10 protein-coding genes and 2 pseudogenes are annotated in these 14349 nt (G+C 69.1%); 7 read left to right on the top strand and 5 right to left on the bottom strand.

The features are described 5' to 3' along the window. Nucleotides 1-5 precede the first annotated feature (5 nt). Nucleotides 6-1682, top strand: coding sequence for a type III PLP-dependent enzyme domain-containing protein (locus JOD52_RS01095; RefSeq protein ID WP_204408525.1), 1677 nt, complete (start codon nucleotides 6-8; stop codon nucleotides 1680-1682). A 205-nt stretch (nucleotides 1683-1887) separates the two neighbouring features. On the opposite strand, the gene JOD52_RS01090 is transcribed toward JOD52_RS01095, so the two are convergent. Then, complete coding sequence (locus tag JOD52_RS01090) at nucleotides 1888-2706, bottom strand: helix-turn-helix domain-containing protein (RefSeq protein ID WP_239551677.1); 819 nt, start codon at nucleotides 2704-2706, stop codon at nucleotides 1888-1890. A 134-nt stretch (nucleotides 2707-2840) separates the two neighbouring features. Here JOD52_RS01090 and JOD52_RS17840 point away from each other — a divergent pair, with 134 nt between their 5' ends. From JOD52_RS17840 to JOD52_RS01060, 6 genes and pseudogenes are all read left to right on the top strand, one after another. Next, nucleotides 2841-3038, top strand: a complete 198-nt coding sequence (locus JOD52_RS17840) for a maleylpyruvate isomerase N-terminal domain-containing protein (RefSeq protein WP_376983522.1) — start codon at nucleotides 2841-2843, stop codon at nucleotides 3036-3038. Between the two features lie 79 nt (nucleotides 3039-3117). Next, nucleotides 3118-4068: pseudogene (locus JOD52_RS01080) on the top strand (IS1380 family transposase); the annotation flags it as partial. A 162-nt stretch (nucleotides 4069-4230) separates the two neighbouring features. Beyond that, nucleotides 4231-5793: an IS21 family transposase gene (istA, locus tag JOD52_RS01075; RefSeq protein ID WP_204408388.1), complete on the top strand. Its 1563-nt coding sequence runs from the start codon at nucleotides 4231-4233 to the stop codon at nucleotides 5791-5793. Then, entirely contained in the window at nucleotides 5790-6536 is a 747-nt protein-coding gene (locus JOD52_RS01070; RefSeq protein WP_338124028.1) for an ATP-binding protein, read from the top strand. Before istA ends, JOD52_RS01070 begins: the two co-directional genes overlap by 4 nt. Nucleotides 6537-6650: 114 nt before the next feature. Next, nucleotides 6651-7115: pseudogene (locus tag JOD52_RS01065) on the top strand (transposase); the annotation flags it as partial. Nucleotides 7116-7274: 159 nt separating this feature from the next. Further along, a complete protein-coding gene (locus JOD52_RS01060; RefSeq protein ID WP_204408524.1) occupies nucleotides 7275-7721 on the top strand; it encodes a DinB family protein in 447 nt (148 codons plus the stop codon). 477 nt (nucleotides 7722-8198) lie between these two features. Here the strand turns inward: JOD52_RS01060 and JOD52_RS01055 are convergent, their stop codons facing one another. The 4 genes from JOD52_RS01055 to JOD52_RS01040 all read right to left on the bottom strand — a co-directional run bounded on the left by JOD52_RS01055 (nucleotide 8199) and on the right by JOD52_RS01040 (nucleotide 14347). Next, entirely contained in the window at nucleotides 8199-9461 is a 1263-nt protein-coding gene (locus JOD52_RS01055) for a phospholipase D-like domain-containing protein (protein ID WP_204408523.1), read from the bottom strand. Nucleotides 9462-9725: 264 nt separating this feature from the next. After that, nucleotides 9726-10925 carry a Gfo/Idh/MocA family protein gene (locus tag JOD52_RS01050; RefSeq protein WP_204408522.1) on the bottom strand — a complete coding sequence of 400 codons (1200 nt, stop codon included), beginning with the start codon at nucleotides 10923-10925 and terminating at the stop codon, nucleotides 9726-9728. Beyond that, entirely contained in the window at nucleotides 10922-12811 is a 1890-nt protein-coding gene (locus tag JOD52_RS01045; RefSeq protein WP_204408521.1) for a glycoside hydrolase family 35 protein, read from the bottom strand. The genes JOD52_RS01050 and JOD52_RS01045 overlap by 4 nt, the downstream gene beginning before the upstream one ends. 186 nt (nucleotides 12812-12997) lie before the next feature. After that, on the bottom strand, nucleotides 12998-14347 hold the full coding sequence (locus tag JOD52_RS01040; RefSeq protein ID WP_239551675.1) for a serpin family protein: 1350 nt from the start codon (nucleotides 14345-14347) through the stop codon (nucleotides 12998-13000). Nucleotides 14348-14349: the final 2 nt, after the last annotated feature.

Genomic DNA, 14349 nt, shown 5'->3' with positions numbered 1-14349 from the left:
CTGCCGTGACCGAGGAACCCACCCTGCGCGAGGCATGCCAGGGAACCCCGCCGCTGTCGGCCCGTCTGGAGCCGTGGATGCAGGAGCTGCTGGCGGACCCTGCGACCTGCAGCTCGCTGCTGGAGCGCTACGGGAGCCCGCTGAACGTGCACGACTTCTCCGCGCTGCCGCGCAACGCCGCAGAGCTCACGGAGGTGGCCGAGGCCTCCGGGGTGGACCTGCGGATCTTCGTGGCCCGCAAGGCCAACAAGACCCTCGGCATGGTGCGGGCCGCGCATCGCGCCGGGCTGGGGGTCGACGTGGGCAGCGAGCGCGAGCTGGCCCAGGTGGTCGAGGCCGGTGTGCCACCGCATGACGTGGTGGTCACCGCGGCCATCAAGCCCGATCCGGTGCTGCGCCTGGCCCTGAAGTCCCGCTCACTGCTGGTGCTCGACAACCTCGACGAGGTGGCCGCCTCCCGGAGGGTCGCCGAGCAGGTCACCGGCGCCCCGAGCGCGGAACCAGGTCGACCCGCGGACTGGGCCTCCGATGCCCCCGAGCCGTTCCCCGTGGCGCTGCGCCTCGCGCCCAGGCCCAGCGACCTGATCCCGCCCACCCGCTTCGGGGAGTCGGCCCGCACCTGGCTCGAGCTGATCGACTCCGGTGGCCTGGGTGACCTGCTGAAGGTGGACGGTGTGCACTTCCACCTGCACGGCTATGACCCGATCGCGCGCGCCACCGCCCTCGGGGAGGCGCTGGAGTTGATCGACGCGCTGCGCGAGCGCGGCCTGGCCCAGGACGGCGCGTTCGTGGACATCGGCGGCGGCATCCCGATGAGCTACCTGGACGATGCTGAGCAGTGGGACACCTTCTGGCACGCCCACGACCGGCAGGCCTCGGCGTCGGGCCCCGGCGGGGGTGATCGCGCGGCCGACGATGGCCAACCCGCGGCTGCCCCCGACGCCGGCGGGGACGCCCCAGCCGCCCCGCTGACCTGGCGCGGGGAGCCGCTGCGGCAGGTGTACCCCTACCACCAGCAGGTGATCCGCGGGCCCTGGCTGGAGCAGCTCCTGGGCCACGAGATCCGCCCGGGCACCGCTGCCGGGCAGGCCCTGCGGGAGCGCGGGGTGCAGCTGCGCTGCGAGCCGGGCCGCTCTATGATGGACGGCTGCGGCATGACACTGGCGAGGGTCATCCAGCGCACCAGTGCCAGCGACGGCGTGCCCCTGGTGGGGCTGGAGATGAACCGCACCCAGTGCCGCTCCACCTCCGACGACTTCCTGGTGGACCCGATCCTGGTGCGCACCGGTGAGGACGGCAGCCGGAAGCGCTCGGACCCGTTCGAAGGGTTCCTGGTGGGCGCCTACTGCATCGAGGCCGAGCTGATCCTGCGTCGGCGCCTCGCCTTCCCGCAGGGTGTGGCCGTGGGCGATGTGATCGCCCTGCCCAACACCGCCGGGTACCTGATGCACATCCTGGAGAGCGCCTCCCACCAGATCCCCCTGGCCTCCAACGTGGAGCGCGTCGGCGGTGGAGCGGCAGGCGGATCCGGAGGTGACCGCCCAAGCGCAGAGGTGGCGGACCGCAGCAGCACGGACGGCGCGGACCGCAGCAGCACCGCTGTCGAAGGCAGCGATTCCCGTCCTGATGTGCCCGGGTTCAATCGCGACGGCATCGACCGGGTGCTGCCCATCCGGGCCTGATCCCCCGCTTGAGAGCCCCGGACATCCCCCGGTGCATCCCAGGGCCAACCCCGTACCGCGCCCGGCCCGCCGCTCCCTAACGTGCCGGCGGGCGTGGCCATCGGTGCCGGTCTGGCGCTGAGCATCGGCGCGGCGATCGAACTGGTGCGCCGACGTCGCACTGTCCACGCAGCGGCCGGTGCTGTCGCCACCGGGCGAGCCGGCCTCACACATCCCGGAATCGACCGGCGAACTGCGCCGGGGTCATCCCGGTGGTGGTGCGGAAGTCGCGGGAGAAATGGGCCTGGTCGGCGTACCCCAGCTCCGCTGCGACATCGGCCAGGCGCCCTTCCCTCTCACGCAGGCGGCCGGCCGCCTCGTGCAGGCGCCGGCGCCGAATCAGCCAGGCAGGGCTGAGGCCCAGGCGACGTGCGGTGAGCCGCTGCAGCGCGCGCTGCCCGATGCCGAACCTCTCGCACAGCTGCCCCACGGAGACCACGGCAGGATCGCTCTCCACCGTCTCCACCAGGGCGTTCACCAGCAGGGACTCCTCATCGGGCGCACCCAGGGACGCCACCCTGGACTCCAGCTGCTCCTGGCAGCGTGCGTGGATCTCCGGGTCCGACGGGTCCGCTGCCATCAGCGCCGTGATCTCGGCGGTCAGTCCCCGCAGCGCTTCCACATCGTCGAGACCGCACCAGCTGTCGGTAAGGGCGGAGACCGGCCCGTCGAGCAGTCGCGCCCCGGCGGCCGGCGCGAACATCACTCCGAAACCCCAGCCTCGGCCCCGCAGCTCCGTCACGGACAGGCCGCGCGTGGGCCCGGCGAAGCGGGAGTAGGCCGGGGTGGTGATGGCCAGGCAGATCGGGTACTGCAGCACCTTCTGCACGGCCGCATCGCCCTCCGGCACCTCCCACACCGGCACCCAGTATCGGCGGATCCACGGCGTGAGCTGCGGCGCGGGCGCGTACCGGGCGATGGCGAAGGTGCGATCGGCGGGATCGCGCAGGTGCGCCCGCTCCACGTCGTCCTCGGGCCTGGCCATGGGCACACGATAGAGGCCGCCCCGAGACGGTGCCGTCGGAAAAGTTCAAGACCTCCGCCGTCGGCCCCGCCTACAGTCGCGGCAACGCCCCGGGGCACCTGCGCTCCGGTCACCGCACAACCACGGAGGACACCATGGGACAGGCACCACCGACCTCGATCCAGCAGACCTGGCGCGAGCACGAGAAGCCGTTCACGGCCGTGATCACCCAGGTGCGTGACTGGGACGCGCCCAGCCCCTGCGAGGGATGGGCCGCCCGCGACGTGCTCGCCCATGTGATCGACACCGAGCCTCGAGATTTCACGGGGGTGTGGTCTCGACCGGCGGAATGAATGGCGAAAGGTGCTCCTGGCCTGGGATGATACGAGGTGTTGAGACCCGTACCCATCCGCTGGAAGGAGCACCTTTCAGGTGTCCCACCCTACCTTGTTCTTCTACCCCCGTCCGCGCGTGGACATCGCCGAGGTTCCGGCCCTCGCGCATGCGGGCGCTGTGCTGCTGACCGACACGATTCACGCCACTGGCCTCGCTGCTTCGCTGCGTGAGGCGCTGGATTCGTGGACGAAACCGCTGGCAGAGCATCACGGCTCGAAGGTCCTGCTGGATCTCGCACTCACTCTCGCGATCGGCGGCGAGCACGCTTCGGATGCTGATCTGCTGCGGTGCGAACCGGACCTGTTCGGTGACGTCGCCTCGGCCCCCACGATCTCCCGCATGCTCACCACGCTGGCTGAGGACGCGCCCGCCGTGATCGAGGCGATCTCGAATGCCCGTCGCGCCGCGCGGGAACGGGCCTGGGCCTTGGCCGGGGAGCACTCCCCCGCCGCGGGGGCCAGTGCGAAGAGCCCGCTGGTCATCGACCTCGACGCCACCCTGATCAACGTCCACAGCGAGAAGGAGCAGGCCGCACCGACGTTCAAACGCGGCTTCGGCTATCACCCGCTGTGCGCGTTCCTCGACCACGGCAGCGAAGGGACTGGGGAACCACTGGCGATCCATCTCCGCCCCGGCAACGCCGGCTCGAACACCGCGGCTGATCACATCACCGTCACCAAGGCCGCGCTCGCGCAGCTCCCACCAGCCCTGCTGGCCCGGAGCAGGCGGGGGTCGAAGAAGATTCTGATCCGCACCGACGGAGCCGGCGGCACCAAGGAATTTCTCCAGTGGATGACCAGGCGGCGGCTGGCCTACTCCGTCGGGTTCACTCTCCCCGCGCACACTCCTGACCTGCTGGAACATATCGATGAGGCGCAGGCGTGGACTCCGGCCTATGACACCGATACCGACGGGATCCGCGAGGGGGCGTGGGTGGCGGAGCTGACCGGACTGCTGGACCTGTCCGGGTGGCCTGCCGGGATGCGGTGAATATTCGCCTCGCTGGGGTCCGCTGATCGAGGGTTCGGGTGCCACGTCGCTGCCGTAGCGGTGGCGTCGTTCGGGACCACCAGTGGTGTCGTTGGGGCCGCTCTGTCTACGCTCCTTCCGCCGTGTGTATAGGGCACGCGGCGGAAGGAGCAATCTGGAATGGTACGGAAGATCAGGGCGAAGCTGGTGCTCCAGCTGCGCGCAGAAGGTCTGTCGGGGCGAGCGATTTCGTCCTCGCAGGGCATGTCCCGCAAGTCCGTGAGGGCGGTGTTCGAGGCCGCTGACGCTGCAGGGATCGGGTGGGGCGATATCGCGGACGTCGCCGATGAGCAGGTGTATGCCCGGTTGTTCCCGGGCCGGGGCGAGCACGAGAGCGTGTTCGCACAGCCGGACTGGGAACAGGTCCATCGAGAGATGGCCAGGGTCGGCGTGACGCTGAAGCTGTTGCACGGCGAGTACTTCGACGCGACCACGGCGGCTGGGGATCCGGCGATGGGGTATGACCGGTTTTGCCGCACCTACCAGCACCACGTCATGGTCACCGGTGCCGCTTCGAGAGTCGGTCACAAGGCCGGCCAGAGCGTGGAGGTCGACTGGTCCGGCCCCACGATGGAGCTGGCCGATCCGGTCACCGGCGAGGTCTCGAAGGTGTTCTTGTTCGTTGCCTGCCTGCCTTTTTCTCGTTACGCGTTCTGCTTCCCGGCGCTGGATATGCGCCAGGAGTCCTGGCTGCGAGCGCACGTAGCGATGTTCGAGGCGCTGGGCGGGACGGTCCCGAGGATCGTTCCGGACAACCTCAAGACCGGTGTGGTGAAGCACCCCCGCGAGGGCGAGATCGTCCTGAACGATGCGTATCGCGAGATGGCAGCGCATTACTCGGCGGCGGTGCTCCCGGGGAGGGTGCGGAAACCGAAAGACAAGGCGAGCGTGGAGAACACCGTCGCGCACGTCGCGACCTGGGTCATCGCCGGGCTGCGGGATCAGCGATTCACGTCCCTGCCCGAACTTGCAGCCGCCATCGGGCAGCGGATGGAGGCCTATAACGCGGAGCCGTTCCAGAAGCGGCCCGGATCCCGCGCCAGCGTGTTCGACGCGGAGGAGCGGCCGCTGCTGACGCCGCTGCCGGCGGTGCCCTACGAGATCTCGACATGGCACTACGGACGACGAGTGGGCAGGAACGGGCACGTCACGTTCGCGCGGAACTTCTACTCCGCGCCGTTCGCGCACATCGGCGCGAAGGTCGATCTGCGCATCACGGCCCGGACGCTGGAGATCTATCAGGGCAGCCAGCGACTGACCAGTCACCTGCTGCTCCCGGAGACCGCGAGCAATGAGTACCGCACCAACGACGCGGACCTACCTGCGGGCGAGCGTTTCCAGGCCTGGGACGCGCAGAGGGTGCGGGCGTGGGCAGATCGGGTCGGGCCGGCCACGGTGATCGTGATCCAGCGGATCTTCGAGTCCGTGCCGATCGTGGAACAGGGCCTGGATCCCGCGTTGGCGGTGCTACGGCTCTCTCGCCGCTTCTCCGTAGATCGGGTCGAGGCGGCCTGCGCACTCGCGCTGACGGGACGGGTCCGTTCACCGCGCTATGCGCATCTGCACCCGATCTTGGCCACCGGGCAGGACAAGGTCGCCGCCCTGCGTCCACCCCGCGAGGAACCCGCGGAAGACGGCGGATACGTCCGTGGCGCCGACTACTACGCCGGAGGTGTCCGGTGAGCGTGATCGATAACGACACGAAGCGGAAGCTGCGCGAGATGGGCGCGACCGCGCTGCTGGACGCGATCGATGCCCAGGATGAGGCTCACGTGCTGGGGATGTCGTTCCAGGAACGGCTCCAGCTGATCGTGGACGAGGCGCATTCCATCTTCAATCATGGAAAGGTCGAGGGTCTGATCCGCCGGGCGGGGCTGCGTTATCCCGGAGCGGACCTGCGGCGGCTGGATCTGGTCGAGGAACGGGGACTGAACCGGAACGTGATCGCGCAACTGGCAACCTGCTCCTTCATCCAGCGGCAACAGAACGTGGTCTTCCAGGGCTTCACCGGCTCAGGGAAGTCCTACCTCGGCTGCGCGCTGGCGAAGCAGGCCTGCCAGCACCGGCTCCGAGCCCACTACATCCGAATGCCCGACCTCGAAGAGGCCTGGGCCCTGGCAAAGGACAAGCCGCAGGGCCAGACGAAGTTCCTGCGGAAGTACTCCACGTTCTCGCTGCTGGTGATCGACGAGTGGCTGCTGGACCATCCTGACGAGGGAATGCGTTCGATGCTGCTGGAACTGCTCGAGCGCCGCTATGACACCGGCTCGACCGTGTTCTGCACCCAGTACCCGAAGAAGGACTGGCACGCCCGGCTCGGTGGAGCAGTCCACGCCGATGCGATCATGGACCGCATCGTGCACAACACAATCTGGATCGACACCGGCGACAGGAACATGCGAGAACACACCGCACTGCCCCAGTGACCCGATGCCGGCGGGAGCCAGTGGTCCCCACCGCGGCGGCTACTGGCCCCCGTCGGCACGATCGGCGGTCCCCAAGAGCAAGATTCGGTGGCTCCCACGACTACGAATACTCAGCGGGTGATCGTGCGGAAGGAACGCCCCCACCCCGGAGCGCAACTACGGATCACCGATCACGAAGGAATGCGCATCACCGCGTTCGCCACCAACACCCCGCGCGGCCAGCTACCCGTGCTCGAGCTGCGTCACCGCCGCCGCGCACGATGCGAAGACCGGATCCGCAACGCCAAGGACCTGGGCTTGATGAAGTTCCCGCTGCAGGGCTTCGCGCAGAACCAGATCTGGTGCCAGATCATCCAGCTCGCCTCCGAGCTCGTCGCCTGGATGCAGACCATAGCTCTGACCGGCCATGACGCGAGGAAGTGGGAACCCAAACGGCTCCGCGCACGCTTGTTCGAGATCCCCGCGACTCTCGTGCGCCGCTGCCGGCACAAGGTCCTCCATCTCGCCGAACACGCCCCCGAAGCCCGAACCGTCCTAACCGGCATGAACCGGCTCCGCACCGCCGTCGCACAGACCTGACCAGGCGGCTCCACCCGCCCCACCGACCAGCAGAATCCTCCTCTCGGGAGTGGAACCCGACCGCCCGCAACGGACACTGCGACGATCTGTCACACCCACATGCCAGAATCAGCAGCTGAACACCGGCAACGACGCCGAACGCCCCCGCCCACCAGCCCGATGAAACATCGAGGCGAGCGCGACTTCCTGCGGGATCACGGCCATCCCCTGCCCGACGGCGCACCCGCCGACAGCAGCGGCTCCGCCGTGGACCAGGAACCGTCCCAGAGGTGGTTCGCCCACGCCGCTGCTGTCGATGCGCTGCTGGCCGACGAATCGATCGCCGACGAGCGCTTCGACGGCTTCTTCGGCCCCACCACCATCGGGGATACCTGGGCCCGCTTCTACTGCTTCGACCTACTGGTGCACCGCTGGGACATCGGCACCTCCCAGGGCCTCCGGGTCGACCTCAGCGACGAGGAGCTCGCTGCGATCGACGACGCTGTGGACGGCTTCGGTGAGCACGCCTACATGCCGGGAATCTTCGGCCCACCGGTCGAGGTGGGCACAGATGCGTCCCGTCAGGTGCAGGTGCTGGCACGCACGGGGCGGCACGCGACCAGCTGACGGCGCGGCCATGCACGGGGCGGCCTCGCGCTCGGCGGCACGCGACCTGCTGACGGCGTTGCCAAGCGCGGGGCGGCACGCGAGCCGGTGGCGGCGCGGCCTCGGTCTGACCCGACGCAACAGGAGCTGTTCTGACGGATGCGCTCACCTGACGTTCCTGCGGGAACGTGAGGCGCCCGTCTGTCCCCGGTTACGGGCGAGTACCTTCCAGGATCTGGAAGCTGACGGCACAGAACTCGTGGATCACCCGGATGCCCGATGGACCAGGGCAGCGCCTGATGGCCAGGCCAGCACCTGATGGCCAGGCCAGCACCTGATGGCCAGGCCTGCACCTGATGGGCCCCCCGGATGACTGACGGACCAGGCCGGCACCTGATGAGCTGCCCCCCGGATGACTGACGAACCAGGCCGGCACCTGATGGGCCCCCCGGATGACTGATGGACCAGTGAACGGAAGGCGCTGCCCGCCCCTTCGGGTCAGAGGAACGGACGCAGCGGGATCAGCGCGGTCTCGGCCAGGCGCGCCATGCGGTGGCGATCGCGCCATCGAGGAGAGGTGAGCACCTCGCAGTGCTCGGAGTCCCGCTCGAACACCGTCTCCATGTTCGCGGCGAAGTCCCGGTCGATGATCTCCACGTTGGTCTCGTAGTTGAACGAGAGGGACAAGCGGTCGATGTTGGCGGTGCCCACGGTGGACCAGATGCCGTCGATGGTGGCGGTCTTGGCGTGGATCATCGCGGCGTCGTACAGCAGGATCGTCACCCCGGCCTCGAGCAGCTGCCCGTAGAAGCCGCGCGAGGCGAAGTCGGCCACGATGTGGTTGGACTTCTTGGGCACCATCACCCGCACGTCCACCCCACGGCGGGCGGCCTGGGTGAGGGCGTGAAGGATCTGCTGGTCGGGGATGAAGTACGGGGTGGTGATGTAGATGTGGTTGCGGGCCCGCTCGATGGCCGCCAGGTACAGCTGCCGGATCGGGTACACCAGCTGCACGGGCAGGTTCGCGGCCACCCGCACCTCGGGGTCCCAGCTGTCCGGCGGGATCCAGGAGATCTTGTCGTCCTCCTCGGCGTGCTCGTTCCACACCCGCTTGATGGAGTTGCGCAGCCCCCACACGGCCGGCCCCTGCTCACGGATGTGGGTGTCGCGCCACTGCCGTGCGTACAGCTCACCGATGTTGTAGCCGCCGATGAAACCGGTGTGGTCATCGACCACCAGGATCTTGGAGTGGTTGAAGCCGGTGTGGCGCAGCAGGCCCTTCCAGTACGGGCGTGCGAAGGCAGGCAGCCGCTTGACGCGCACCTTGTCCGAGAAGCCGCTGTAGAACTTCCGCGGCACCACCAGGTTCCCGAAGCCGTCGTACAGCACGCGCGCGTCCACCCCGCGGTCGGCGGCGCGGTTCATGGCGTCGATGAAGCGCTGGCCGACCTCGTCGCCCTTCCAGATGAAGGTCTCCAGCAGCACCGTCTCGCGGGCGCTGTCGATCGCCTCGATCATGTCGTCGTACACCTCGGAGCCGGAGGTGTACAGGGTGATCCGGGACTCCTGCACCTGCGCCTCGAAGGTGCCCGGGCGCGGTGCCTCGCGCTCCTTGCGGGAGCGGCTCTTGACGGCATCCACCGCGATCAACGTGGCCGCCGCCGTGATCGGGGGGATTGCCGTGATGGCCGCGGCGACGGCGGCGACGCGACGGAGTGGTCGGTCGCCGAAGATCGCCCGTACGGTGTTGAGAGTCGCCATGGGGACAATACTATGCGTCCGGTGGCGCAGGGTTCCCAGGTGTTGTCCGGAGTCCGCAGAGTTGTCCGGAGTCCGCAGAGTTGCCCGGAGTCTCCAGAGTTATCCGGAGTCCTTGGACCGCTGCGCGGGTCGCCCTGCCGCCAACGGCACCGGAACCGGCACCACGACCCGCTCATCCGCCGAGGCACGAGGATGTGTCGGAATGACGGGCTCATTCCGACACATATCCGTGCGTGGGCGGGGCTGAGGGGGCCTGGGCGACCCTCAGGCCTGGCCGTCGTCGAAGTAGGCGCGCACGTCCTGCGGGACGGGGGGCACGTCGTAGGGCATGCCGCCGTTGCGGATCGACTCCGCCCCGAGCACACCGGTGGCCACGGCCTCACGGGCCGCGATGGCCGAGACGTCGGTGACACCGCCGTCGCGCGCGAAGCGCAGGAACTCCGCGATCAGGTTCGGGTCGGCCCCGCCGTGGCCGCCGTCACCGCGGTCGATGACCTCCACGGCGTCCGGCCGGCCGGCGCCGGAGTAGCGGGACTCCCAGATGTGGATCTGGTCGCCGCCGCCGTCGCCCATGTTCTCGATGCGGCCGGCGTCCCCGATCACGGTGTAGTTGCGCCAGTAGTCGGGGGTGAAGTGGCACTGCTCGTAGGAGGCCAGCACCCCGTTGTCCAGCGTCATGTTGAGCATCGAGATGTCCTCGACGTCGATGACGGGGTTCATCTCCTTCTGGGCGGTGGGCGGCCAGATGTCGGCGTCGTACCAGTCCCACATGCGGCGGTCGGAGTTGTCGCGACGGTCGGTGATGTCGCCGTAGACGGCCAGGTCGCCGATGCCGGAGACCCGGCGGGTGTACCCGCCGGCCAGCCAGTGGATCACGTCGATGTCGTGCGCACCCTTCTGCAGCAGCAGGGAGGTGGCCTTGTCGCGCTCGGCGTGCCAGTCCTTGAAGTAGAAGTCGCCGCCGGCGCCCACGAAATGGCGGCACCAGATGGCGCGCACCCGGCCGATGCGACCGGAGTCCACGATCGCCTTCATCTGGCGGATCACCGGCATGTGGCGCATGTTGTGGCCCACGTACAGGCGCGCCCGCTTCTCCTTGGCCATCGCCAGCATGGCGTCGGTGTCCTCGACCTTGATCGCCATCGGCTTCTCGGAGAACGTGGCGATGCCGGCGCCGAGGGTCTTCAGGGCGATCCCGGTGTGCGCGTAGTCCGGTGCCAGGATCATCACCGCGTCGACCTCGTGGCCGGCCAGCAGCTGATCGACGTCGTCCACCAGCGCCACGTCCTCGCCGTGGCGCTCGCGGGCCAGGTCCTTCCCGCGCTGGGTGGGCTCGGCGACGACGGTCACGCGGGAACCCTCGCCTGGCTTGTGGGCGTGGGTGGCGAGCGTGGAACGCGCTCCGTAGCCGATGACGCCGATGCGTAGGTCGTGCGAGTGCTCTGTGTCGTTCACGGTGGTCACCTTCCCGTCGTGCGGCCGCCGAAGATGTGCTCCTCGACCAGCGCCAAGCGCGTGGGCTGCTTCTCAAGGTCCAGCAGCAGCACCTCGTTGCGGCCCTCGCGGATCACGGGCGCGGGCACGTACAGCGACTGCTGCGGGCCCACGTTCCAGTACCGGCCCACGCAGAACCCGTTGACGTACGCGACGCCGTGGCCGGCATCGGAGACGTCCAGGAAGGCGTCCTTCTGCTCGCTCGCCTCGAAGGATGCCTGCACCAGGACGGGCAGCGTCACGTCATCCTCGGCGCCGGGCTCGACGGCAGGGGCGCCGGCGGCCTGCGCGACGAGTTCATCAGCCATGTCCTCCAGCGGCCAGGCGTCGGCCTCCCAGTCGTTGAGGAAGCGGACAATCTGCCACACGCCGCCCAGGATGCCCTTGCGCTCGCCCAGTCGGGGACCGAAGTTTGTGCGGCCCAGGTTCTCCACGAGGATCTCCACCCGTACGGTGCGGTAGCCGCCGTCCGGCAGCAGGCGCTCGGCGAGATGGGAGAAGTCCAGGGTGGCGGGGTCCTGCTCGTCGGGCCCCAGACCCAGGGCACTGTGGGAGCCGCAGGCCCCGGCGTAGATCCCGTCAACGTACACCCACGCACGATCGTGCAGGTCGTACAGCTTCAGCGGGGCGATCCGGGGACCATCCTCGCCGTCCTCGCGGGTGATCTCGATGTCGCGCGAGAGACGCAGCAGCCCACGCTCCAGGCCGATGTCCTCGAAGGCCGGGGGCTTGGGGTGCACCTCGGCGCTGCGGGTGAAGCGCTCAGTGTCACGCAGGGCCACCGTCTTCTCGATGGCGACCTCACCGGCGGGCAGGCGTGCCGGCACGGCGTCCAGGCCCAGCTGCTTCAGGTGCTCCTCGAGCTCGGGCAGCTCGCGGTGGCGTGCGATGACCTCGCGGAAGCTGCGGAACTTGTCGGTGAGCTGACCATTCTCAGCGATCGGCGCGTCGTAGTCGTAGCTGGTGGTGGTGGGGCCGTAGGTACCGTGGTGGTTGGCCCCGGCCGACATCCCGAAGTTGGTGCCGCCATGGGCCATGTAGACGTTCACGCTCATGCCGTTGTCCAGCATGTCGGCCAGCTCCGAGGCAGCGGTCTCACCGGTGCGGGTGTGGTGCTCCTCGCCCCAGTGATCGAACCAGCCGTTCCAGAACTCCATGCACATCTGGGGCTGGCCCGGCAGCTCGCGCTCGGCCATCTCCAGCACCTGCAGGGTGCGGGAGCCGAAGTTCACGGTGGCCAGCACGCCGTCCACCACACCGCCGGTGAGCCACATGCGGGCGGGGCCGTCGGAGGTGACCAGCAGTTCGTCGATCCCGCGCTCACGCAGTCCGTCGCGCAGGTGGGCCAGGTACGCCTTGTCGTCGCCGTAGCTGCCGTACTCGTTCTCCACCTGCACCATGATCACGTTGCCTCCGCGGGAGGCCTGCCGGGAGGCGATCACGGGGATCAGCAGGTCGAACCACGCGTCGACAAGCGCCAGGTAGCCGGGATCGCTGACCCGCAGGCGCAGGTTGCGGTCGCGCAGGATCCAGCCGGGGAACCCGCCGTTCTCCCACTCGGCGCAGATGTAGGGGCCCGGCCGCACAATCGCATCCAGCCCCGCCTCCCCGGCGATGTCCAGGAAGCGGCCCAGGTCGCCGATGCCGGTGAAGCTGGTGGTCTCCGGGGTGGGCTGGTGCACGTTCCAGGCCACGTAGGTCTCCACCGTGTTGCAGCCCATCGCGACCAGGCGGCGCAGGCGGTCGCGCCACTGCTCGGGGTGCACGCGGAAGTAGTGGATGGCACCGGAGATCACCAGGTGCTTCTCGCCTCCGCGCAGGAAGCCGTCGGGGGTGGGTTCGAGCAGGGCGGTCATCGGTGGTCTCCCTCGGTTGTAAATCGACTCACGCACAGTCTGTCAGGTGGAGGCGGCCGATCGGTAGGCCCACAGCCCGGGTGGGACTGGGCAGGCCTTGGTCGAGCTGGCCATTCCTGGGTCAGGGCCGCGGCCTCAGCCCACCGGCCCGCGTCGAGCTGAGCCCATCTCTCGCCTGGACCACCCTCACCTGGTCTGCGAGGGGTCTCCGATCCAGCCCAGTACCAGCGGCGCCAGCGTTGACGTCTCGTAGGCGACGAACAGGAACGGGGAGTCCAGCACCAGTTCGTTCGGTTCCGCGGGCGCTGAGGCGGCAAATCCGGCAGCCGTCGCCGCAGCTGCTTCCATCCCCTCGCTGTCCACGGTGATCACGGCCTTCTGCACGACGTCGGAGATGTGCAGCTCCTCCTCCGCGGTGATCCCGGAGAAGTCCGCCGCGCCGAAAGCCAGCTCCATACCCAGGCCCTCGAGGATCTCCTTCAGGGACCCTCCCCATCCGATGTCGAAGGCAGGAAGGATCAGCTCCACCGGATCGCTGTTCTGCACCCCGTCAAGCACCGCGCTCAGCCCACCACCGGCACCCTCGGCTCCGTCGGCCGCCGCATCTGCCCAGGCATCCAGCACCGCGGGCACGTCGGCCACGGGCTGCACGAGTGCGAGCGACAGGTCCCCGCCGTAGGTGCCGAGTGAGGTGGCTCGGCACACGTCGTCCTCGTACCAGCCCTGGGTGCTGCCGGTCAGCATCTCCGTCTCGACCTCGGAACCGTCCCCGAGCGTGAAGGGGCCGGGGGCGGAGCTGAGCGGCTGGCGCCAGGCAGCCTTCAGGTGCAGGGCATTGACCAGCACCATCCGGGTGTCCGCGGACAGGAAATCCGCGCTGATCAGTTCCTCGATGAGGTCGTTGGTGGCATCGGCGACCCAGCCGTTGATGCGTTCGCGCGCATCCTCGCGGGCACCGTCATCGGTGTAGTCCACCTCGTACACGCCGCTGCCGAAATGCTCGGCGAGGTCCTCGAGGTAGGCCTCCTGGACAGTGATGCCCTCCTGCGTCCACACCCCGTTGACCAGGGAGGCGACGGCGGGTTCGGGGGCGTCGTCCTCCCCTCTCTCGTCGGCCTCCCGCTCCTGGTCGCCGACGGCCGCGAGCACGGAGGACAGGGTGTTGGAGGCGGCGGCGAGCTCGTCCATGGTGCCGCCCAGCACCGCCTCCATCTGGGCTCGTGTGTCCCCGGCGGCACCGAGCCCGGCCATGGTGAGGACCACCTGCGCGGACAACGGGGAGCAGACGGCATTGACGTCCCGGCCGATCGCCCCGAGCATCCTCGCGGTGAAGGGGACCACGATGCGGCCGGTGCCCTCGGCGGTCCCTGGTTCGGCGCGGGGCAGCTCGGCCTTCAGGTCTGGCTCCCCCACCTCGCCGGGGCCGTCGCCGCCCCCGTCCAGGCCACAGGAAGCCAGGCCCAGGCCCAGCAGGGGTGCGGCGGCGGTCCCGGCCAACAGGGAGCGCCGCCTCAGGTCCACCGTGTTCGGGTTCATGG

Origin of the sequence: Brachybacterium muris (assembly GCF_016907455.1) — a bacterium.
Classification (GTDB): Bacteria; Actinomycetota; Actinomycetes; order Actinomycetales; family Dermabacteraceae; genus Brachybacterium; species Brachybacterium muris.
This window is presented reverse-complemented; position numbering and strand designations above follow the sequence as displayed.